The organism is Plantactinospora sp. DSM 117369 (assembly GCF_053764795.1).
Map to the genome: position 1 here is coordinate 9,523,334 of NZ_CM132446.1, position 22,123 is coordinate 9,545,456.

Sequence of the window (22,123 nt, forward strand, 5' to 3'; positions counted from 1 at the left end):
CGGAGCGCCCCGGATCAGGCCCAGACCTGCTGTGGCTCGGCCCGACGTTCGGCCAGGCTCGGCGGGGCGTCGTACTCGCGCAGCACCGCGTACCGGCTGTCCCGCTCGGCGGGGCGGAAGTCGGCGTCCCAGATCAGGTGGAGCAGTTCCTCCCGGGACAGCGCGTCTTCCTGGGACACCGCGGCGGGCGTACCGGCCGGGCCGGCGCCGTGCCCGATCCGGTGCTCGGCCGCCGCGCCGGCCAGGTCGTCCACGCCGAAGTGCAGCGCGAGTTGCGCCACGGAAGGCCCCTGGGTCGCCCAGCAGCACGTCAGATGCGGCACGTTGTCGAGGAGCAGCCGGGACACCGCGAAGGTCTTCAGCGACTCGGCCGGCGATGCCGTCGATGCCGTCTCGGTCGGCGGCTGCGGCCGGAGTCCGCCGCCGGCCGGGGCCACGAGGTCGTGCTCGTAGCGCAGCGGCAGGAAGCTGGTGAAGCCGCCGGTCTCGTCCTGTAGTTCGCGCAGCCGCAGTACGTGGTCGACCCGGTGCCCGGGCTCCTCGACGTGACCGAAGCGCATCGTCGCCGGGGTACCGAGCCCCTTGGCGTGGGCGAGCCGGTGGATCCGGGACCAGTCCTCCCAGGTGCAGTCGCCGAGGCCGAGCCGCTGGCGTACCTCCGGGTCGAAGATCTCGGCCCCGCCGCCGCTGAGCGACGCGAGCCCGGCGGCGACGAGTTCGTCGAGGATCTCGTCGGCCGGCAGTCCGGTGCTCCGCTCCAGCCAGCGCAGCTCGGTCGCGGCGAAGCCGGTCAGCCGGACGTCCGGCAACGCCGCCGTCAGCGCGCGCAGCAGCTCCGGATAGTGCCGCCACGGCAGCATGGGGTGCACCGGGTTGACGAGGTCCAGCTCGGTGAGCCCGTCAGCGGCCAGCGCGGTGGCCTGCCGGACGGCCTCGTCGACCGGCATCGGGTCCGTCTCGCCCTGTTCCGGGCGGAAAGAGCAGTACGCACAGCCGGCCGCGCAGAAGTCGGCCAGTTTCAGTTGCCGGTTGACGACGAACAGCACCCGGCCGTCGCCCCCCGCCCCGGTACGCCGGTGGTGCGCCAGCCGGCCGAGCCAGACCAGGTCGTCGCTGGCGTACAGCGCCTCGCCGTCGGCACGGCTGAGCCGAACTCCCGCGTAGACCTTCTCTTCCAGCTCACGCTTGCGTCCGGCGTCCATCGCAGCACGTCCCTCCAGGCACGATCTCCGCGACAAGCCTACGTGGAGCGCCCGAGGTGCCGGCGAAGGCGGTGGCGGCAGCGGTCTGGTTCACCTTGCCCAGGTACCCTTAACCTGCTTCTCAGCGTCTCGTTACCCGACGTCGCATCGACATCCCCGGCGCATTGAGGTAAGACAAAGTAGGACGCGATGCACCACTAATGGCGATACCACAGCAGCGCCGGGCGCGCTGCTGTGCACGGACGGGAGCGGCATGGCCAACAGCAGGCGCGGACGACCGGACCGGCCCGTCAACGCGGTTTCGCCGGTGCTACGCCCGCTGGTCTGGTCAGCCCTGGTCGGCGCGATCGTGGCGGGCGCGATGGCGACCCCGGTCTACGCCGAACCGCCGCTGCCGAACACGGTTCCGGACGCCGGGGTACGCCCGCTGCCGGCCGGAGCGCCCGGCGTGCCCACCGGCACCGGCGCACCGACGACGCCCTATCCGCTGCCGCCGAGCGTGAACGGTCCACTGGCCAGCCAGATCATGGCGCTGGAGGTCGAGGTCGCCCAACTCGGCGACCAACTGCTGCAACTACGACAGGAGCGGGACAAGGCCACCACCGAGCTGACCACCGCCGACGGCGTACGGCAGACGGCTCGGCTGGAGCTGGCCAACGCCCGTACGGCGGCCGACAACGCGGCGGCGGGCGCGCTGAAGGACGCCGCCGGGCTGCCACCGGGTGCGTTCGGCTCCGACCTGCACGGGCTGGACCTGCTCGGCCGGATCCAGCGCGGCGAGGAGCGTGCCGGCGACACCGAACTGGCCGCTGGTGAGGTGGCCCGAGCGCAGCAGGCCGAACAGCAGGCGGAGGCGGCATACCAGACCGCGTCCAGCACCTACCAGCAGAAGGTCGCCGCCTTCACGACCGCGGAGACGCGGTACAAGGAACGCTCCGCCGCCCTGCTGAAGCTCAAGCGCGACAACGCGGACCAGCTCAAGGCGATCGAGCGCGCCCGGGAAGCCGCCGAGCAGCGCATCGGCGCAACGATCGGCAGCGACAGCGTCGCCGGGATGGTCGCGCACCCCAAGGCGCTGGCCGCGATGCGTTACGCGCTCGCCCAGCGGGGCGACCCCTACCTCTGGGGCGCCGAGGGTCCGAACCGGTTCGACTGCTCCGGGCTGATGCTCGCCTCCTATCTCTCGGTGGGCAAGCGGATCCCGCGGGTCTCCCGCAACCAGTACAACAGCACCCGCAACCAGAGTGTGGCCCGGGAGGCCCTGCTCCCCGGCGACCTGGTCTTCTTCGCCTCCGGCAGCAGTTGGACCAGCATCCACCACGTCGGCATGTACATCGGCGGCGGCAAGATGGTGCACGCGCCGACCACCGGCGATGTGGTCAAGGTCTCCACCGTCTGGTGGTCGCGGTTCTACGCCGCGACCCGGATCTTCCCGGCGGTGCCGGCCCCGAACGCGACCACCCCGCCGCCGACCACTCGGCCACCGACCACGCCGCCGCCGACCACCAAGCCGCCGACGACGCCGCCGACGACCAAGCCACCCACCACCCCGCCGACCACGCCTCCGGCGACCAAGCCGCCCACCACGCCTCCGCCCACCACGCCTCCGGCGACCCCGCCGGTGACGCCGGCACCGACCCCGAACCCACCGGATACCTCCACGCCACAGACACCGCCGGTCACCACCTCGGGCGCCCAGCCGACCGCGGGTACGTCCGACGCCAGCCGGTCGGCTCCGGCTGCGGAGGGTAGCTCCGACAGCGACTGAGGGTGCCGGTCACCGGCCGACTGTGCGCTCGTGCTGAGATGTGGCACGGTGAGGGTTGACGTACTTCCGACCCGGCCTACCGGCCCGGGTGTGGGCGCGGGAGGCAACAATGGACGAATCGCAGGTCAGACCGGCTGTCGGGGAGGCATCCCCGGATACTGACGGTCGGGCTGCGGCCACCCGGTCCGGACGGGACGGCGTGGACGAGAGCGAACTGTCCCCGCTGCCGCCGCCCCCGCCGGTCGGTACCGCGCTGCCGGAACCGCCAGCCGAGGAGGAGCTCCCCGAGGCCTACCAGCCGCCTCCGCCGCCCGCCGCCGGAGCACTCTGGACGGACGCGCCACCGGACCCGGCCGCAGCAGACCCGCCCGCACCGGACTTGCCCGCAGCAGACCCGACCGCAGCAGACCCGACCGCACCGGACTTGCCCGCAGCAGGCCCGGCCGGTTCCACAGGCTCCGACTCGGCCCGGGACGCTTCCCGCTCGATCCGGGACGATCCAGGCTCGGTGCCGGACGGGGAGGCGAGCCGCACCGCCGACCCGTCCGTCGGCTCGTCCGCCGACCCATCCGGTGAGCTGGACGCGGATGCCGTCCCGGACGCCCAGACGAGTTTTGGCGACCCGTCCGACGATTCCGGCGACTCGTCCGACGCACCGGAGCAGGCCGACGACAGCGCCACGGCAGAGCCGGTCCGCGGCCGCGCCGTGAGTAGGGCGGCCACCACCCCTACCGCAGCGGAGATCGCCGCCATGCCCGCCGCTTCCTCGGGCAGCCGCACCTACCGCGCCGGCGAGCTGGCCACCCCCGCCAACTCGGCGGCCGCCACCCCGGCACCCGCGTCCCCGGCACCCGCCTCCCCGGCCTCGGGCACTACAACCGCCGACTCCTCGACACCGAGCGCCCCGGTCGCCGCGTCCTCGACGCCGGGCACTGCGGCGGCCGACTCCTCCGCACCGGCCGCCGCTTCACCGGCACCGGTGCTGGCCCCGGCGCCCCCGGGGACTCCGGTGCCGCCGCTACAACGACGGCGTCCGCAGACTCCGGCACTCGACTCCCCGTGGTCGGCGTTTGCCAACGCCGTCAAGTCCCCGCCAGCCCCGTCGAGCGGATCGGCCGTCGTGTCGGCGGCCGGCTCGGCATCCGTCCCGCCCGTCGGGTCGGCATCGGTCTCGCCGGCCGTCACCGGACTCTCCGGGTCGACCTCGGCCGAGCCGGTACGCCAGACCCGGGAGCGGCCCGGGGCCGTGCACTTCACGGCCCCGCCCGCAGCCAGCGTGTCAGCACCGCCGGCCGCCCCCGGCCAGTTGTCCCGGGACGCCGGGTCGCCCGCTGGCGGCACCCCGTCGTACACGGTGCCGCCGCAGCGCAGCGCTCCGCGGAGCAGTGCCGGTACGACCCGGGCCAGTGCCTCGGTGCCGGGGCTGTCTCCGGTGTTGCCGAACGAGGCCGCCGCCGTGGCCGCGGTGCCGGGAGTGGCGAAGGTCTACCGGCGTACCGAACCGGATCCGGCTGGCCCGCCCGCACCGGCACGTCCGCCGGAGCCGGCCGGACCGCCCGAGCCGGCATATCCGCCGGCGCCACCGGCACCCGAACCGCCGGACCCGAGCCCGGCACCCACGCCCTTCCCGGCACCGGTGCCTCCGGTGCCCACGCCGGGGCCCGACCCGGTGCCACCGGCTCCGTCGCCGTACCCGCCCGCGCCGCCCCGGCCCGCTCCGGTGCCGCCGGGCCCGAGCCCGGTACCCCCGGGCCCCGCCCCGTACCCGCCGAACCCCGGCCCGACTCCACCCGGTCCGGTACCCCCGGGCCCCGGTCCGTACCCGCCGAACCCCGGCCCGGTGCCGCCAGGCCCGGTGCCGTACCCGCCGACGTCGGCGGCGGCCTCGGTGGCGTACCCGGCCACGCCGGTCTCCGGTGGGCCGGCTGGCCGGCCGGCAGATCCACCGGCACCGGCCCCGCTGGTGGTTCCGGCGCCCGCCCTGCCGAGCTGGCCACCACCGACCAACCCGATGTCCTCGGCCAACCTGGTCGGCGGCGGTACGCCGGGCTACTCGCTGCCCACCGCCGACCCGGGCCCGGCCGTCGCCGCCGAACCGGCCGGCCGGCCCCCGACCGGTGGCCGCCCGTCGGGCGCCGGCCCGGCCTCACCGCACCAGCCGGGCGCCGGCGCGACGACACCGCATTCCCCCGGCTACCGGGACTGGGCCCGGGACCAGCGGGCGGAGGGCACCGTGTACGGCGGCCCCGAGGGCCATGTCACCGTCTCGATGCCCACCAACCAGCTCGAGAACTCGGGCTCGCTGACCGGGCACATCCTGGCCCAGGGCTGGACGGACACCCCTGCGCAGAAGGCGAACACCGGCAAGGTGGTGCTGGTACTGCTGATCGGGCTCGGCATCCTGGTCGCGGTCGGACTGATGGTGGTGCTGCTGGCCGGGGACGCGTTCAGCAGCCTCTTCGACGGCATGCTGAGCAGTTGACGGAGCCGCCCGGCGGTCGGCGGTTCGGCGGGCGCGGGTGGTGAGCCTGCCCACTGGCGTGCGCGGCGAGGTGGCGGTGGCGGCTGGCCCCCGTACACTCGGATGGATTGTTGACCTGGCGCGTGCCACGCGCCTCCGGGCGATCTTGCGGGCGAATCAGCGGCGACCTCGTCGCGGCGGGCCATCGCGAAGATGCGCCCCGCTTGAGAGGTATCTTTGACGACCTTTGCTGACCCCAGCATGTTTCCGTCCGTATTCGACGCACAATCCGGTTCCGTTGCCGCAGAGACCTCCGGGTCTGATGAGCAAGCCGTTTTGACTGTGCCGGCTGTTGCCGATGCGCACGCTGATTCCGCCGACACGGTGACCGTCGACGATTCCGGCACGCTCACCGTGGCCGCCCCGGACGCGATTGCCGGGCAGGACGACGCCATTTCCGGGCCGGTCAATTCCGAGCCCGCCGAGGCCGAGCCGACCGAGGCCGAGCCGGTTGATTTCGCCGCCCTCGGGCTGCCCCGGCAGCTCGTCCGGGCGCTGCACCGGGAGGGCATCGACACGCCGTTCGAGATCCAGCGGGCCACCGTGCCGGACGCGCTCGCCGGGCGGGACGTACTCGGCCGGGGGCAGACCGGCTCCGGCAAGACGCTCGCCTTCGGGCTGCCCGTACTGGCCCGGATGGCGGCCGGCCCCAAGGCCCGGGCACACCACCCGAGGGCGCTGATCCTGGTGCCGACCCGGGAACTCGCGATGCAGGTCAACGATGCGCTGATGCCGCTCGGCCGGGCAGTCGGGGTGTTCCTCAAGACCGCTGTCGGCGGTGTGCCGTACGACCGTCAGATCGACTCGCTGCGCCGTGGCGTGGAGATCGTGGTGGCCACCCCGGGCCGGCTGGCCGACCTGATCGAGCGGGGCGTCTGCCGCCTCGACGACATCGAGGTCACGGTGCTGGACGAGGCCGACCAGATGGCCGACATGGGCTTCCTGCCGGACGTCACCGAGCTGCTCGCCAAGACGCCGGCCAATGCCCAGCGGCTACTCTTCTCCGCCACTCTCGACAACGACGTCGACGCGCTCGTCAAGCGGTTCATGACCGATCCGGTCACCCACTCGACGGCACCGCCGACCGCCGCCGTGTCGACGATGGACCACCACATGCTGCTGATTCCGCCGCACGACAAGTTCGCGGTGGCGGCCTCGATCGCGGCCCGGCAGGGCCGGACCATGATGTTCGCCCGGACCCAGATGGGCGTCGACCGGCTGGTCGAGCAGTTGGCGGCGGTCGGCGTCCGGGCCGGCGCGCTGCACGGCGGCAAGACCCAGCGGGTACGCACCCGCACCCTGGCCGAGTTCAAGGAGGGCCGGACGAACGTGCTGGTCGCCACCGACGTGGCGGCCCGGGGCATCCACGTCGACGGCGTCTCGCTGGTGGTGCACGTGGACCCGCCGAAGGACCCGAAGGACTACCTGCACCGGGCCGGCCGTACGGCCCGGGCCGGCGAGTCGGGTGCGGTCGCCACGCTGGTACTGCCGAAGCAGCGCCGGTCCACCCTGGCCATGTTGCAGAAGGCCGGTGTCGAGCCGGAGCAGACCCGGGTACGCTCCGGCGACGCCGCGCTGGCCGAGGTGACGGGTGCCCGGGAGCCGAGTGGCGTACCCGTGGTCGACGAGCCGGCACCGCGCCGCGGGTCCGGTACGCGCCCGGACCGTCCCCGCTCCGACCGCCGGTACGGCGACCGGCCCCGGGCTGACCGCCGCTACGGCGACCGGCCGCAGTCCGAGCGCCGGCACGGCGACGGTCCGCAGGGTGAGCGCCGCTACGGCGACCGCTTCCAGGGCGAGCGCCACTACGGCGACCGCCGGTTCGGCGACGGCGGTGCTCCGCCGCAGGGCGGCCGCGCCGAGCGGGGCGGCGAGTGGCGCTCCGGCGGGCGGCAGGGCGGCTTCCGGCACGAGGGCCGGCCGCACGCCGACCGGCCGGTCTGGGACCGATCCCGGGACGAGCGCCCGCGCGACGACCGGGCCCCCGGGGACCGGCCGGACGACCGGCGGGGCCACCGCGACCACCGGTTCGACGGCCGGCGGCCGACCCCAACCCGCTGAACGGTCCGCATCCGCAGGTCGGCCTGGCCCGCTGACGGTCACCCATCGGCTGGTCGGGCCGCCGGGTCCTGCGACCGGCGTGAGTGATTCGGGCGGCTCGGGCATTCCTGTCGGTCGGCGGCGGTAACGTCCATGGACATGCCGAGCATGTCGAAGACGTTGTTCTGGAGCCGCACCGACGTGCCCGGTGCCGACCACACGCTCGCCACCGACCACCGTGGGCTGACCGCCCGGGGCACCGCGCTCGCCGTCGACCCGATCGCCTTCACCTGCCGCTACGAGCTGCGCACCGACGAGCACTGGGCGGCGGAGGGGCTGGAGGTGAGCTGCGAGGGCGCCGGCTGGCTGCGCACGCTGCGGTTGGAGCGGGCGGCCGGCCGCTGGCGGGCGAGCACGGCCGAGCAGGGCGACCTGGACGCGGCGCTGGCCGCCGCCGGCCAGCCGGGCGTCGGCCTGCCCGGCACCGAGGAGCCGGAGCGGCTCGCCGAAGCGGTCGACGTCGACCTGAGCGCCTCGCCGCTGTTCAACACCCTTCCGGTACGCCGCCTCCGGCTGCGCGAGGCCACACCGGGCAGCTCGCACCGGATCGTCGCGGTCTGGGTGCTGGTGCCCAGCCTCCAGGTGGTGCCGGCCGAGCAGACCTACACGGTGCTGGAGGGCGGCAACGTCCGGTTCACCAGCGAGGGTTTCACCGCCGACCTGACCCTCGACGCCGACGGCTACGTGCTGCACTATCCCGGGCTGGCGCACCGGCACTGACCCGAGCAGGCCGGTCGTCCGTCATCCGGACCACTCGCCGGTCACCAGGAAACGTTCCACTGTGGATCGGTGTGCGGCCAGGTCGAGGCCCCGGTCGGCCACCCACTCGTCCGAATAGTACGTGTCGGTGTAGCGTTCGCCGCCGTCGCAGAGCAGCGTCACGACCGACCCGGTCCGGCCGGCGGCCCGCATCTCGGCGATCAGGCCGAACGCGCCCCACAGGTTGGTGCCGGTCGACCCGCCGACCCGCCGGCCCAGCACGGTCGACGCGACGCGCATGGCGGCCAGCGAGGCCGCGTCCGGCACCCGCACCATCCGGTCGACGACGCTCGGCTGGAAGGACGCCTCGACCCGCTGCCGGCCGATCCCCTCGATCCGGGATCCGGCGTCGGTGGTGGCCGACCAGTCGCCCGAGGTCCACGCGGGATAGAATGCGGAGTTCTCCGGGTCGACCACGCAGAGCCGGCTCGCCAGCCGCCGATAGCGGAGGTAGCGCCCGATGGTGGCGCTGGTGCCGCCGGTACCGGCGCCGACCACGATCCAGTCCGGCACCGGGTGCCGTTCCAGGGCGAGCTGCGCGTAGATCGACTCGGCGATGTTGTTGTTGCCCCGCCAGTCGGTGGCGCGTTCGGCGTACGTGAACTGGTCCATGAAGTGCCCGCCCAGGTCCTCGGCGAGCCAGCGGGCCTCGACCACGACGGCGGCCGGATCGTCCACCAGATGGCACTTTCCGCCCTGGAACTCGATCAACGCGATCTTCTCCGGCGAGGTGGCGGCGGGCATCACGGCGATGAACTGCACGCCCAGCATCCGGGCGAAGTACGCCTCCGAGACGGCGGTCGAGCCCGACGACGCCTCCACGATGGTGGTACGCGGCCCGATCCAGCCATTGCAGAGCCCGTAGAGGAACAGCGACCGGGCCAGCCGGTGCTTCAACGACCCGGTCGGGTGCACCGACTCGTCCTTGAGATAGAGCTCGATCCCCCACTGGCGGGGCAGCGGGAAGCAGAGCAGATGGGTGTCGGCGGATCGGTTCGCGTCCGCCTCCACCGCCGCGATCGCCTCGGTGACCCAGGCGCGTTCGGCGTCGTCGCACCGGTCGAGCTGTTCCATGACCAGGAACGTAGCAAGCCGCCCCGGCGGCCGGCCGGGTCAGGACGGGCTGACCGGCTGGGGGCGGTTCTCCCATTTCGTCGAGAGTGCGACGGCCGTCCGGGTCGAGGCGACTCCGGCGGTCCGGTTCAGCCGCAGGATGAGCTGCTCCAACTCGGCAATTGTGCCAACTCGCGCCTTGAGCAGGAACGATTCCACTCCGGCCATGAAGTAACAGGATTCGATTTCCGGCATGCCCCGGATCGCCTCGAGTACGTCGTCGGTGTCGCCGCCGGAGTCCTGCACGATGCCGATCAGCGCCGTCACACCGAGCCCGATCGCCTCCGGCTCGACGTCCGCCCGATAGCCCCGGATGATGCCGCCGGCCTCCAGTTTGCCCACCCGCTCGTGCACTGCCGGCGCGGAGAGGCCGACCTGCCGGGCCAGCTCGGCGTACGAAAGGCGGGCATTGCCGCGCAGCAGCTCGACGAGGCTCAGGTCGATCGCGTCCACGTTCTGAGACCCTAGTCCGGGTGGGTGAACGGGCCGCCCGGGGTCGGCAGCATTGTTGCCGACATAGCGCTTAAATGCCGTAAATCGTCCCGGCTAACCTCACACACGGTACGTTTTCGCGTTTGCCGGACACGGCACTCCGGCGGTGTTGTAATTGCCGTACGTCCCTTAAACGAAGGCTCTGGCAAGCATGTGTTCTGGGGGCGGTCCTACCAGTCCGGGGGCTTCGTAGACGCGAGGAGGGGGCTGTGGACACTGGAGATCGTCTGCTGACGCCGGGCGAGGTGGCAGCGCTCTTCCGCGTCGATCCGAAGACCGTCACACGCTGGGCCGCGGCCGGGCGTATCGGCAGCATCCGAACACCGGGCGGACATCGCCGCTTCCGCGAGTCGGAGGTACGCGCGCTGCTTGAGGGTGAGGGCATGCTCGACGAGGTGGACGAGGGCCTCGCGAACCGGCCGCGCAACGCCGGACCCGCCACCCCGAGTGGCCCCGGCCCGGCCGGCGCCGGAAACGTCGGCCTGCACTGAACCTTCTTCCGGCCTGGACAACGCGGCGCATGCGCCCCGACGTCCAGCTGCGGCCACGACGACCGCACGCTGAGGTCGAAGGGTTCACTGACCGACACCGGGCAGGGGGTCGGCACCGGGGCGCTCAGCCCCGATCGGCCCCCAGCTCGCCGGACCAGCGCCGGAACAGGGAGTGCGGCACGTCGAGCGCGTCGAGCACCTTTCCGGCCACGAAGTCGACGAGCTGCCGCGCGGAGGCGGCGGCCCCGGCACCGTAGAAGCCGGGACTCGCCGGCAACACCACCGCTCCGGCGTCGTGCAGGGTGATCAGGTGCTCCAGGTGGCTGCGGGTGACCGGAGTCTCCCGGGGCACCACCACCACCGGCCGGTGCTCCTTGAGGTTCACCTCGGCGGCCCGTTGCAGCAGGTCCTTGGAGAGGCCGATCGCGATTCCGGCGCAGGCCGCCGTACTCGCCGGCACCACCACCATGCCCCGGGCCGGGTACGACCCGCTGCTGGGCCCGGCCGCGAGATCTCCGGCCGGCCAGTACGCCACGTCCGCGCCGGCCAGGTCCCGGCCCAGCCAGGCGGCGAGGTCGTCCTTCCAGTGCGCGTCCCGGAACGGGCGGCCGGTCTCGTCCAGGATCGTCAGCCGGGCCGCCCGGGAGACGACCAGGTCCACCGGTTCACCCGCGTCGAACAGCCCGCCGAGCACGGCGGCCGGATACGGCGTACCCGATGCCCCGGAGACGCCGACCACCCACGGCCTTCTCATGCCCACCAGCCTGCCGCAAGCACCGGAGCCGGCGCCGACCGGCCCCGGCCGCGACCTGCGGGGCGGCCCGCAGAGCGACCGGATCATCACTTACTGCGAAATAGGACGTACCCGACGGCAGTCACAGACCGGCCGGAAACTGCAATGCTGCTCACGTCTGCCCGCGCGGCATGGACGAAGGGGGCCGGGCATGTACGGGATCAGCTCGTGGGCGGCCGAGCTGAGGTGTCCGATACCGGCACGCCTCTGCCCGCACGCCGACGAGGTGCAGGAGTGGCTGGTCGACTGGGCAGACCTGATCATCGGCCCGCTCGACGCGGCGGCCCGGGACCGGCTCGCCCGGGGCGGTGTCGCCCGGTACGCCGGCCGGCTGTATCCGGACGCCAGCGAGGCCGACCTGCGGGTCATCGCGGCCCTCTTCACCTGGTTCTTCCTGCTCGACGACGCCTGCGACGCGACCCGGCGCCCCCGGCCGGCCGAGGTTTCCGCGCTCTGCGACGGGGTGCTGCGGCTGCTCCGCTCCACGCCGGCCGGGCCGCCGCCCGGGTCGCCGTCCCGGTCGGGGCAGCCCGCACCGGCGGCCACCCCCGGTCGGCCGTCCCACGCCGCCGCCCCGGGCCCCCGGACCGGACACCCCTCGGCGGCGCAGTCCCGGCCCGCGCACCACCCGCCGGCCGCGACAGGTGCCCGGTCGACCAACCAGCCGGCGGCCCGGCTCACCACCCCGCCGCAGAGCCGGGCGGCCAACCAGCCGGCACCGAGGCCGGAGGCGTTCGACGGGCCGCTCCGGCGGATGCTGGCGGATGCCTGGCGGACCCCGTACCAGCGGATGTCGGCGGCCTGGCGGGACCGCTTCGTCGACGCGGTGGCGCACCACCTCGCCGGCGTGGTCACCGAGGCGATCAACAAGGCGAGCGGGCGGCTGCCCGGCGTCGCCGAGTACATCCCGCTGCGCCGGGCGACCTCCGCCGCGTACGTCTCGTACGCCCTGATCGAGTTCGCCACCGGCCGGCCGGTGCCGGACGCGATCTACCACCACCCGGCGGTACGCGAGGTCGCCGACACCGCCAACGACCTGCTCAGTTGGTTCAACGATCTGCTCTCCCTGGAGCGGGACGTGGCCACCTCCGGCGGGCACAACCTGGTGCTGGCGGTGGCCCGGGAGGAAGGGATCCCGGTCGAGGCGGCGATCGAGGCGGTGGTCCGGCGCTGGCAGCGCAGCATGCGACGGTTCGTCGAACTGCGCGACGCCGTGCCGTCGTTCGGGCCGGCCCTGGACGGGCCCCTTCGGCAATACCTGGACGGGCTCGGCAACTCGGTGCGCGGCACCATGGACTGGTCCATGGAGAGTGCCCGTTACCGGGACGCCCTGGCCGGCGCCCGCCCGGCGGGAGCGCTCGGCCGGGCCGAGCCGCGCCGCCGCCCCGACCGGCCGCCGAACGGCATCGGCGCCCGGACCGAGCCGTCCAGCTAGCCGGGGCCGCTCTCCGCTCGCCGGGGGCCGCTCTCCGCTAGCCGGCGAGGTGGAGCCGGATCACCAGGTCGAGCAGGGCGAAGACGAACAGGGCGATCGCGACGAAACCGTTGGCGGTGAAGAAGGCCCGGTTGACCCGGGACAGGTCGGTCGGGGTGACCAGCACGTGCTGGTAGCCGAAGGCGAGCGCGGTCAGCACCAGCCCGACCCACCAGAGCCAGCCCAGCCCGACCATTTGCCCGTACCAGAAGAAGAGGCCGAAGGTCGCCACGTGGGCGACGGTCGACGCGTGCAGCGCGAACCGGAGACCGTAGCGGGCGGGGACGCTGCGTACCCCGATCCGGCGGTCGACCTCGATGTCCTGGCAGGCATAGATCAGGTCGAAGCCGCCGATCCAGAGCCCGACCGCCGCGCCGAGCAGCCAGGCCGGGCCGGAGCCGTCGAAGGTGCCGGTCACCGCGAGCCAGGCGCCGACCGGGCCGACCGCCTGGGCCAGGGCCAGGATCGCGTGCGGCCAGTCGGTGAACCGCTTGCCGTACGGATAGACCACCAGCGGGATCGCGGCGAGCGGGGCGAGGGCCAGGCAGAGCGGGTTGAGCGCCGCGGCGGCACCGAGGAAGACCAGCAGTGCGACGATCGCGCCGGTCCAGGCCGTCCGGACGCTCACCGCCCCGGTCACCAGTTCCCGCCCGGCGGTACGCGGATTGCGGGCGTCGATGCGCCGGTCGATGATCCGGTTCGCCGCCATGGCGAAGGTCCGCGCCCCGACCATGGCGATGGTGATCAGCAGCAGGTCGAGCCAGCGCACCTGCCCGCCGTGCCGCTGCATCGCGGTCAGCGCGGAGAGGTACGCGAACGGCAGCGCGAAGACCGAGTGCTCGATCGTCACCAGCCGGAGGAAGGACTTGACCCGCCCCGGCGACTCCGCCACGGCCGTCATGAGATGCCGTACTCCTTCCAGCGCTTGTCCACCAGGGACCGGATCTCCGGCGACATGGTCATCTCCTCCGGCCAGCCCCGGGTGTAGCCCTCGGTCGGCAGCTTGCGGGTGGCGTCCACCCCGGCCTTGCCGCCCCAGAACTGCTGGTACGACGAGTGGTCCAGGTGGTCCACCGGGCCCTCGGTGAGCAGCAGGTCCCGGGCGTAGTCGACGTTGCCGAAGGCCCGCCAGGCCACCTCGGCGTAGTCGTGCACGTCGCAGTCCTCGTCGACCACCACGATCAGCTTGGTCAGCGACATCAGGTGGGCGCCCCAGATCGCGTTCATCACCTTCTGGGCGTGCTTCGGATAGCGCTTCCGGATCGAGATGATCGCGCAGTTGTGGAAGACCCCGGCGGCCGGCAGGTCGTAGTCCACGATGTCCGGGATCAGCAGTTTGAGCAAGGGCTGGAAGATCCGCTCGGTGGCCTTGCCGAGCCCGTGGTCCTCCTGCGGCGGCTTGGAGGTGATGATCGAGTGGTAGACCGGCTCCCGCTGGGTGGTCATCGCCTCGACGTGCAGCACCGGGAACGGCTCGACCGGGGTGTAGAAGCCGGTGTGGTCGCCGAACGGCCCCTCGGGCAGCCGCTCACCGGGCTCGATGTAGCCCTCCAGCACGACCTGGGCGTGCGCCGGCACCTGGAGCGGCACGGTCAGGCAGTCGACCATCTCGACCCGCTCGCCGCGCAGGAAGCCGGCGAAGAGGTATTCGTCGATGTCGCCCGGGAGCGGGGCCGAGGCGGCGTAGCTGACCACCGGGTCGCAGCCGATCGCGATCGCCACCGGTAGCCGCTGGCCGAGGCGTTCCGCGACCGCGTGGTGTGCGGTGGAGTCCTTGTGGATCTGCCAGTGCATGCCGAGGGTGTTGTGCGAGTGCTGCTGCAACCGGTAGAGCCCGAGGTTACGCTTGCCGGTCTCCGGGTGCTTGGTGTGGGTCAGCCCGTAGTTGTGGAAGATCCCGCCGTCGCCGGGCCAGACCTGGAGGCCGGGCAGCCGGTTCAGGTCGACGTCGGCGCCCCGGTAGACCACCTGCTGGCAGGGGGCGGTCTTGACCTTCTTCGGCGGTACGGACTTGAGCTGCATCACCTTGCCCAGGCCCTCGCGGATGCCGGACCAGCCGACCGGCAACTCCGGCTTGACCAGCGCGCCGATCCGCTCGCCGATCTCGTCCAGCCGGTCGACGCCGAGCGCCATCGCCATCCGCCGCTCGGTACCGAACAGGTTGATCGCGACCGGCATCTCGCCCCGGGTGGGGCGCTCGAAGAGCAGGGCCGGCCCGTTCGCCCGGACGGTACGGGTGACCACCTCGCTGATCTCCAGCGTCGGGTCGACGGGCACCGGGACCCGGCGCAACTCGCCGGCGCCCTCCAGCGCGGTGAGGAACTCCCGGAGATCGGTGTACGGGAAGCCACGAGCCGCCATGGCCGCTAGTCTGTCGCACCGCCCGACCGAGCGACGAGGCCGGGTCCCCCGCCGTGACCGGCGTCCTGCCGCACGGCGGGCCCCGCCTGCGGGGCTCGGTCCTCACAACAGGCCGACGCCGAGCAGCAGGGTGCCGGCCATCAGGCTCAGCCCACCGAGCACGGTGAGCCAGATCAGCTTGTTGGGCCGGGTGTCGGTGGGACGTACCACGGACAGGAAGAAGCCGAGCGGCATCAGGACCGGCGCGGCGACCAGCAGGGTACGGATCAGTGTCCGGGTGCCGTCGCCGACGTCGGTCCGGTCGAGGTAGAGCAGCGCCACCAGGGCGAACAGCACCAGCACCCCGGCGTGGGCGTGTCCGGCGGTCCACAACGCGCGACGGACGGGGTTGTCCAGGTAGCCGGGGATCCGGCGGACTAGGTGCATCAGCAGGGACAGACCGCCGAACGCGATCGTCGAGACGGTGATCAGCAGGATCGCGGCGGTGCTCTGCGTCGCGGACGACATCAGGAATCTCCTGTCGGTAGCTCGACAAGCGGCAACTTGTCGACGTCAAGATTCCCGCACGAGGGGACATCTTGTCAACAGCAAGACTTAGCGCGCTACGCCCGCTCGGTGACGAGCCGGCCCTGCTACGCCCGCTCGGCGGCGAGCCGGACGCTGAAGCCGAGCATCGCGGTGCCGGTGGCCGCGTCCAGCGAGCGACGGACCTTACGCCGGGACAGCAGCCGGCGGGCCCGGTGCAACACATTGACCAGCATTGACAGGTACAGCAACGACAGCGTCGCGTGGCTGAGCGCGAAGAGCAGCAGTACGACGAACGGCGCGGATCCCCCGACGAACTGCGGAAGCACGGCCAGGTAGAAGGCGAGCACCTTCGGATTGGTGATGTTGGACAGGAAGCCCTGGCGCCAGCCGGCGAGGGCCTGGCCGGGGGGCCCTCCGCCGGGCTTCCCGCCCAGCGGGGCGTACCGACCGGTCCACGCCGACCGCAGGGCCTGGCAGCCGAGGAAGGCGAGATAGACGACGCCCACCCACTTGATCGTCTGGAACAGCGGTTGGGACCGCACGATCACCGCACCCAGCCCGGCCGCGGCCGCACTGCCCTGTACGGCGTTGGAGCAGGCGACACCGGCGGCGCTCCACAACCCTCGCCCTCGCCCGGCGCTGAGCGTGTTCCGGGTGACCACGGCGAAGTCCGGGCCCGGCACCACGATCAGTGCGACGGCGAAGACGAGGAAGCTGCCATAGGTCGTCCACGACATGGTCCGAGCCTACGATCGACCACCTCCACCGGTCGAAATCCGGCTCGGGCCGGCAGCGGGCTGAGGTGATCCGGTTGACATCAGGCCCGACGATGCGGGATGGATGGTGATTCTGCAGGCGGATCCCGGCTGACGTGGGGGTGGCATGGTCGAACAGCTAGGACCGTCGACTCGACCGGTTGAGTTCGGTGACCTGACGCACCACGCGTTGTGGATGGCGTACTACCTGGCAGCATCGGCTGGCCGGGCCACGGTGCGAACCGACGACCTCTGGCAGGTGTTGCCGGACGTGGCCAGGTACGAAGCCTTCGACTGGCCGCAACGGTGGACCCGCCAGGTGTTCCGCTTCCGTCGGGGTGATGCCGAGCCGGACCACCCTGACAACCCCGTGTCGCAGCTACCCGTGCCCGGTCTCGACTGGGAAATCGACGGCACGCTCCGCGAGACCCAGTGGCTGGTGCGACGTGGGACCCTGAGCCCGATCCCCGCCCTGCTTGCCAGGATCAGCCGCACCCCGGCACTCCGCAGCGAACCGGAGTGGACGCCAGGGGTGCGAAACGCGCTTGCCGACGCGCTGCTGCGGGCGTACCCGGCGCGGTTGAGCAGCACCAACGCCCTGCACCTGATGCTGGGGCTGACCGCCGATCCAGCGCACCGAGCAATCCAGGCGATCGGGCGCCAGCGTCTGGACGTCGCCACACTACGCCGAGAGATCCTCGCCCATCCGCACCTCGACCAGGACGGCGCCAACCACAGGCACAACACCGCCTTCGAGTCCCTGTTCGCGAGTCGGGGTCAGACTCCGCTATGGGTCCGGTTCAAGTGGGGTGTTATCCGGAAAATGGCGCGGGTCAGCCGGTTAGGGCCGCTACGGATTCCGTTGGAGGGCGAGGCCCGACGGCAGGCTGTCCGGCTCGGACAGGGCATCGTGACGGCCAGCCACATGATGCTGTCGATGTTGCGCACGGACGACCGCCTGCGGCTCACCGGGCTCCGGCTGCGGCCCGCCGACCAGCAGGCCAACAGCGGAGCCAGGGTGCTGCGGTTGTGCGGGGTGTCCGCCCTCGCCGTGTTCGCTGACGCGGTGCAGCAGGGCGTCACGGAGGAGGCCGATCCTGACTTGTCGATCGAGACGTTGAGACGGAGCCGTTCGGCAGATCCACCGATGGGAACCACGATGGGAACGGCGTACCGGCGTGCCGAGGAGATGGCGCTCGGCATGGGACACCCGTACGCGGGCACCCTGCACCTGCTCTCTGCCCTGGTCGACGGCAATGCCGACGTGGGCGCTCTGCTCCGTCGGGTCGGCGCCGACCCGGTCGTGCTACGCGACCGGGTCGCGCACGAGTTGACGCTCGTCGAACCCAGGTGAAAGCCGGACTGATCCCGCGAGCGAACCCGCACCCGGGTACGCCCCGGTCGGGGTGAGTTCGCCATTGGTCGTCAGCGCACCCGCGTCCGGCGGCAGGATCCGCACGATGCCGGCCGAACAGCCCGCGCGTCCGCGGTCGTGGCGTTGTCGGCCGGTTGCGACGTTGCTGCTGAGCGCTACTGGGCGACGGCCGCCTCGGTCGGCAGGGTGAGCTGCCAGGAGACGCCGAAGCGGTCGTTGACCCAGCCGAACTTGGCGCTGAAGCCGTACGAGCCGAGCGGCATCAGCTCCTGGCCGCGCTCGACGAGCGCACCGTAGAGGTGGTCGATCTCCTTCTCCGACTCGCAGGTCACATGGAGCGAGACCGCCGGGGTGAAGCCGAACCCGTGCGTGACGCTGCTGTCGATGCACATGTACTGCTGGCCGCCGAGCCGGAAGGTGGCGTGCCGCACCGTCCCCTCGGCACCGTCCTCGCCGGGGCCGTACCGGTCGACGGCGAGCACCTCGCCGTCGTCGAAGAGCGACGTGTAGAAGGCCATCGCCTCCTCGGCCCTGCCGTCCTGGAACATCAGGAACGGGGTGACCTTCTGGGACGCGATCGCAGACACTTCGCGGAACTCCTTCGTGGCACGGCGGCAGGGTGGGCACGCGCGGTTCGCCGCACGCACGACCGATCTTCTACGCCTCGCTTATATAAGTCAAGGCTGAAGATAGTCGCGCGCTGGAGGAGTTGGAAGCCTCAGTCGAGGCCGCCGTACGAGTGCAAACCCTCGAAGAAGATGTTCACGCCGTACAGGTTCATCTGCATGGTCAGGAAGCCGAGTACGGCGATCCAGGTCGCCACCGGGCGCTTCACGCTCGGCGTGGCCCGGGCGTGCAGGTAGCCGGCGTAGACCACCCAGGAGATGAAGGCCCAGATCTCCTTCGGGTCCCAGCCCCAGTACCGCCCCCAGGCCGCCTCGGCCCAGACCGCGCCGGCCATCACCGCGAAGGTGAAGATCGGGAAGGCGAACGCGTGCAGCCGGAAGGTCAGCCGCTCCAGCGTGTCGGCGGCCGGCACCCGAGCGCCCAGGCTGTACGGGAAGCTCCGCTTGCCCTGGTCGTAGCCGTGCCGGATCAGGTACATCACCGCCGGCACCGCACCGAGCAGCAGGATGCCGGACGAGGTGGCGATCGTCGCCACGTGCACGACGAACCAGTACGAGTCGAGCGCCGGCACCAGCGGGACGATCGGTACGTAGAGCACCAGCCCGGCGACGGCCAGCAGCAGCACCATGGCCAGCGCGACGAAGAGCCCGAGGTGCCGCAGCGTCGAACGCCGGTAGAGCAGCACCAGCCAGCCGACCACCCCGACGAAGGTGACCGAGAGCAGGTACTCGTACATGTTGCCCCACGGCATGCGCTCGGCGGCGATGCCCCGGGTGGTCAGCACGGCGAGGTGGACCACGGCGGCGAGCACGGTGAGCGCGACGGCGGCCCGCCCGGCCAGCACCGCCCGGGGCGACCGCGCCCCGGCGGTCGGGACCGGCGGGTCGGTGGCGGCGAGCTTGGTCCCAGCGACCGGCGCCGGAGCGTCGACCGGACCGGATCCGCCGGCCGCGCCGACACCCGCCCCGACCAGCACCCGCTCGCGCTCGCGCTCGGGTCGCGCCGCCGCCCGGCCGATGACGCTGCGGGTGCCGAAGGCGTACTCGACGGCGTGGCAGATCATCGCCAGCAGGTAGCCCAGGATCGTGACCACCAGGAGTTGGTCGGACAGCGCGGCCATCAGTCGGTCCCCTCTTCCGTCGCCCCGTCACGTCGCGACCCGTCAGGTCGCGGCACGTCGGGTCGCGGCACGTCGTCGCCTGGCACCCCGCCGGATCGCGTCGCGGCGACGAGCCGGTCGAACTCGTCGGCGAACCCCGCGTACTCGGTACGCGGCAGGCCACCGACCTCCACCAAACTACTACGACCTGTCGTGGTCGCGTCGGCCGGTGCCGGAGAAAGCCGGAACCAGACTCGGCGCCGCCGCCCGAACAGCGACGGCATCAGCCCGACCAGCAGCAGTACCGAGCTGATCAGCACGATCCGTTCGCCGGGGTCGTACCGGACCGAGATGGTGACGTACTGGCGGGTGCCGACGAACTCCACCGACGTGCCGTCGTCGAGCGTCCACTTCTCACCCGGGCGCAGCAGCTTCCCGTCGCCGAGCTGCTTGAGCTTGCCGCTGCTCACCTGGCGCTGGTCCAGCCGGTAGACCGAGCCCGGGATCCCGGCGTCCAGCCCGAGGTTGCCCCGGTACGCGAAGAGCATCACCGCCGGAGACCGCTCCGCCGGGTACGTGGAGCGGACGAACGGCGGCGCGTCCGGCGCGGTCGGGAAGTACAGCCCCTCGAAGGCGACCTGAAGGTCGGGGTTGCGCGCCCCGGTCACCGGGTCGAGGTTGACGTCCGGGAACAACGCCACGCCCTCGCTGGTCAGGTTGCCGTCGATGGTCAGGAACGCCTCGTCACTCTCCACCGACTTGCCGTTGCGGTCGGTGTATTGCAGGATCGGCGCGTAGCCGTGCCCGAGCAGATAGACGCTGGCCCCGTCCAGCCGCAACGGGTCGTTGACCGAGAAGCTCGCCTGGTAAGGCGCCCGGTCGCCCTGCTCCACCAGCGTCGTCGCCCGGAACGACGACGGCTGCCCGGTCGGCAGGAAGCTCGCGGTGAAGTCGGTCAGCTCCAGGCAGAACGGCGGCAGGTCGCTGCTGTCCACCCGGTGCCCGAGCTTGGACTCCGCGTACTGCTGGAGCGTGTTGCAGAACGCGTTGTCCTGGCCGGCGACCAGCAGCCGGTTGCCGTGCCAGCCGTACCACGAGCCGAGGCCGATGCCGAGCAGCACCCCGATCAGCGAGAAGTGGAAGAGCAGGTTGCCGGTCTCCTTGAGATAGCCCTTCTCCGCCGACACGGTGTCGCCGCGGACCACCACCCGCCACCGCCGCCTGCGCAGCACCGCCGCGATCCGGGCCAGGTCCCCGTCGGAGTCGGTCAGCACGGCATGCCGGGGCAGCCGGTCCAGCCGCTTCGGCGCGGGCGGCGGGGCGGCGCGCAGCGCCCGGACGTGGTCGCGCAGCCGGGGCACGATGCAGCCGACCAGCGAGGTGAACAGGAGTACGTAGATCGCCGAGAACCACGGCGAGGCGTACACGTCAAAGCCGCCGAGCCGGTCCAGGATCGGGAAGAGGTCCGGATGCTCGGCGGCGTACCGGTTGACGTTCTCGATGTTGATGTTGCGCTGTGGGAGCACCGAGCCGGGGATCGCGGCCAGGGCCAGCAGGAAGAGCAGGATCAGCGCGGTACGCATGCTGGTGAGCTGCCGCCACGAGTTGCGCAGCAGGGCCAGCGGCAGCGGGGTACGGCGTACCCGGGACGGCTGGCCACCCCCGGTCGGGCCGCCGGCCGCCGGCGGCTCGGCCTCGGCAACGCCGGCCGGCGCGGCACCCGCCCCGGTCACGGCCTCCCGCTCCTCGGTCGACATCAGATGCTCACCTCGCCGACCCCGAACGTGGTCTGCAACCAGATGACCAGGTCCTGCCAGCCGCCGGTGACCAGGGCCAGCCCGATCGCGATCAGCAGCGCGCCGCCGACCCGGGTGACCCAGCGACTGTTCCGGCGCACCGCCCGGAACAGCCCGAGCAGCCGGGAGAAGCCGAGCCCGAAGACCACGAACGGCAACCCCAGCCCCAGGCAGTACGCGACGGCGAGCAGCGCGGCCCGGTCCGCCTGACCGCTCGCCGTGCCCATCCCGACCACCGCGCCGAGGGTCGGCCCGACGCAGGGTACCCAGGAGAGCGCGAAGACCGCCCCGAAGACCGGCGCACCGAGCAGGCCGGCCGAGGGCAGCCGGCGGATCCGGAACTCCCGCTGCATCCCGGGGACCAGCCCGAGGTAGGAGAGCCCCAACACCATGATCACGATGCCGATGCCGATCTCCAGCGGTCGCCGCTGCGCGAACAGCGCCTGCCCGACGGCGGTGACCAGCACCGCGGTCAGGGTGAAGACGACGGTGAAGCCGGCGATGAAGAGCAGCGTGCCGGCGAGCACCCGCCCCCGGACCGCCCGGGGCGTCCGGACCGGCCGGGTCGCCACCGCCACTGCGCCGCCGGCCGACTCCCCGCCCGGCCCGTCCGGAGCGCGGTCGGTCGCGGCGCGGCGCTGTTCCAGGTCGCTGCCGGCCAACCCGGTCACGTACGACAGGTAGCCGGGCACCAACGGCAGCACGCACGGGGAGAGGAAGCTGACCAGGCCGGCCAGCGCGGCCGCCCCGATCGCCAGCAGCACCGGCCCGCTCTCGGCCAGCTCGGCGAAGGTCTCGCCCATCAGACCAAGCCGCCTGTCGGCGCCAAGCCCACACCCGTCGGCGCGAAGCCCACACCCGTCGGCGCG

General features: G+C 72.4%; 20 protein-coding genes. 7 read left to right on the top strand and 13 right to left on the bottom strand.

Features of this window, described 5'->3' with window-relative positions; all coding sequences use genetic code 11:
- Positions 1-14: 14 nt before the first annotated feature.
- Positions 15-1,202, bottom strand: a complete 1,188-nt coding sequence (locus ACSMXO_RS40935) for a radical SAM protein (protein WP_455416034.1) — start codon at positions 1,200-1,202, stop codon at positions 15-17.
- Between the two features lie 253 nt (positions 1,203-1,455).
- Here ACSMXO_RS40935 and ACSMXO_RS40940 point away from each other — a divergent pair, with 253 nt between their 5' ends.
- A complete protein-coding gene (locus tag ACSMXO_RS40940; protein WP_455416035.1) occupies positions 1,456-2,970 on the top strand; it encodes an NlpC/P60 family protein in 1,515 nt (504 codons plus the stop codon).
- A gap of 780 nt (positions 2,971-3,750) precedes the next feature.
- Here the strand turns inward: ACSMXO_RS40940 and ACSMXO_RS40945 are convergent.
- Positions 3,751-4,227: a hypothetical protein gene (locus ACSMXO_RS40945; RefSeq protein ID WP_455416036.1), complete on the bottom strand. Its 477-nt coding sequence runs from the start codon at positions 4,225-4,227 to the stop codon at positions 3,751-3,753.
- A 19-nt stretch (positions 4,228-4,246) separates the two neighbouring features.
- On the opposite strand from ACSMXO_RS40945, the gene ACSMXO_RS40950 reads away from it, so the two are divergent.
- The 3 genes from ACSMXO_RS40950 (at position 4,247) to ACSMXO_RS40960 (ending at position 8,311) form a co-directional block, all read left to right on the top strand.
- Positions 4,247-5,452: a hypothetical protein gene (locus ACSMXO_RS40950; protein ID WP_455416037.1), complete on the top strand. Its 1,206-nt coding sequence runs from the start codon at positions 4,247-4,249 to the stop codon at positions 5,450-5,452.
- A 363-nt stretch (positions 5,453-5,815) separates the two neighbouring features.
- Positions 5,816-7,552, top strand: coding sequence for a DEAD/DEAH box helicase (locus tag ACSMXO_RS40955; protein ID WP_455416038.1), 1,737 nt, complete (start codon positions 5,816-5,818; stop codon positions 7,550-7,552).
- Positions 7,553-7,690: 138 nt separating this feature from the next.
- Positions 7,691-8,311 (top strand): putative glycolipid-binding domain-containing protein, encoded by a 621-nt coding sequence (locus tag ACSMXO_RS40960; RefSeq protein ID WP_455416039.1) that lies wholly within the window; start codon positions 7,691-7,693, stop codon positions 8,309-8,311.
- Positions 8,312-8,332: 21 nt separating this feature from the next.
- Here ACSMXO_RS40960 and cds1 read toward each other — a convergent pair whose 3' ends face one another.
- Together cds1 and ACSMXO_RS40970 are read right to left on the bottom strand one after the other, a co-directional pair.
- A complete protein-coding gene (cds1, locus tag ACSMXO_RS40965) occupies positions 8,333-9,424 on the bottom strand; it encodes an L-cysteine desulfhydrase Cds1 (RefSeq protein ID WP_346258730.1) in 1,092 nt (363 codons plus the stop codon).
- Positions 9,425-9,463: 39 nt separating this feature from the next.
- Complete coding sequence (locus ACSMXO_RS40970) at positions 9,464-9,916, bottom strand: Lrp/AsnC family transcriptional regulator (protein WP_346258729.1); 453 nt, start codon at positions 9,914-9,916, stop codon at positions 9,464-9,466.
- 248 nt (positions 9,917-10,164) lie between these two features.
- Here ACSMXO_RS40970 and ACSMXO_RS40975 point away from each other — a divergent pair, with 248 nt between their 5' ends.
- On the top strand, positions 10,165-10,446 hold the full coding sequence (locus ACSMXO_RS40975; protein WP_318400883.1) for a BldC family transcriptional regulator: 282 nt from the start codon (positions 10,165-10,167) through the stop codon (positions 10,444-10,446).
- Positions 10,447-10,570: 124 nt separating this feature from the next.
- On the opposite strand, the gene ACSMXO_RS40980 is transcribed toward ACSMXO_RS40975, so the two are convergent.
- The gene (locus ACSMXO_RS40980; protein ID WP_346258728.1) at positions 10,571-11,200 is read right to left on the bottom strand and encodes a UbiX family flavin prenyltransferase; all 630 of its coding nucleotides are present in this window, start codon (positions 11,198-11,200) and stop codon (positions 10,571-10,573) included.
- A 190-nt stretch (positions 11,201-11,390) separates the two neighbouring features.
- On the opposite strand from ACSMXO_RS40980, the gene ACSMXO_RS40985 reads away from it, so the two are divergent.
- A complete protein-coding gene (locus ACSMXO_RS40985) occupies positions 11,391-12,674 on the top strand; it encodes a terpene synthase family protein (protein ID WP_455416040.1) in 1,284 nt (427 codons plus the stop codon).
- Positions 12,675-12,711: 37 nt separating this feature from the next.
- Here ACSMXO_RS40985 and mqnP read toward each other — a convergent pair whose 3' ends face one another.
- The 4 genes from mqnP to ACSMXO_RS41005 form a co-directional block, all read right to left on the bottom strand.
- Complete coding sequence (gene mqnP, locus ACSMXO_RS40990; protein ID WP_455416041.1) at positions 12,712-13,614, bottom strand: menaquinone biosynthesis prenyltransferase MqnP; 903 nt, start codon at positions 13,612-13,614, stop codon at positions 12,712-12,714.
- The gene (locus ACSMXO_RS40995; protein WP_455416042.1) at positions 13,611-15,074 is read right to left on the bottom strand and encodes a menaquinone biosynthesis decarboxylase; all 1,464 of its coding nucleotides are present in this window, start codon (positions 15,072-15,074) and stop codon (positions 13,611-13,613) included. The genes mqnP and ACSMXO_RS40995 overlap by 4 nt, the downstream gene beginning before the upstream one ends.
- 102 nt (positions 15,075-15,176) lie before the next feature.
- Positions 15,177-15,581, bottom strand: a complete 405-nt coding sequence (locus tag ACSMXO_RS41000) for a hypothetical protein (RefSeq protein WP_455416043.1) — start codon at positions 15,579-15,581, stop codon at positions 15,177-15,179.
- Between the two features lie 125 nt (positions 15,582-15,706).
- Positions 15,707-16,339, bottom strand: a complete 633-nt coding sequence (locus tag ACSMXO_RS41005; RefSeq protein ID WP_455416044.1) for a LysE family translocator — start codon at positions 16,337-16,339, stop codon at positions 15,707-15,709.
- A 145-nt stretch (positions 16,340-16,484) separates the two neighbouring features.
- On the opposite strand from ACSMXO_RS41005, the gene ACSMXO_RS41010 reads away from it, so the two are divergent.
- Positions 16,485-17,711, top strand: a complete 1,227-nt coding sequence (locus ACSMXO_RS41010; RefSeq protein WP_455416045.1) for a Clp protease N-terminal domain-containing protein — start codon at positions 16,485-16,487, stop codon at positions 17,709-17,711.
- A 176-nt stretch (positions 17,712-17,887) separates the two neighbouring features.
- Here ACSMXO_RS41010 and ACSMXO_RS41015 read toward each other — a convergent pair whose 3' ends face one another.
- The 4 genes from ACSMXO_RS41015 to ACSMXO_RS41030 form a co-directional block, all read right to left on the bottom strand.
- The gene (locus tag ACSMXO_RS41015; protein WP_455416046.1) at positions 17,888-18,319 is read right to left on the bottom strand and encodes a VOC family protein; all 432 of its coding nucleotides are present in this window, start codon (positions 18,317-18,319) and stop codon (positions 17,888-17,890) included.
- Positions 18,320-18,450: 131 nt separating this feature from the next.
- Entirely contained in the window at positions 18,451-19,479 is a 1,029-nt protein-coding gene (ccsB, locus tag ACSMXO_RS41020; protein ID WP_455416047.1) for a c-type cytochrome biogenesis protein CcsB, read from the bottom strand.
- The gene (gene resB, locus ACSMXO_RS41025) at positions 19,479-21,215 is read right to left on the bottom strand and encodes a cytochrome c biogenesis protein ResB (RefSeq protein WP_455416048.1); all 1,737 of its coding nucleotides are present in this window, start codon (positions 21,213-21,215) and stop codon (positions 19,479-19,481) included. Before resB ends, ccsB begins: the two co-directional genes overlap by 1 nt.
- Positions 21,215-22,057, bottom strand: a complete 843-nt coding sequence (locus ACSMXO_RS41030; RefSeq protein WP_455416049.1) for a cytochrome c biogenesis CcdA family protein — start codon at positions 22,055-22,057, stop codon at positions 21,215-21,217. Before ACSMXO_RS41030 ends, resB begins: the two co-directional genes overlap by 1 nt.
- Positions 22,058-22,123: the final 66 nt, after the last annotated feature.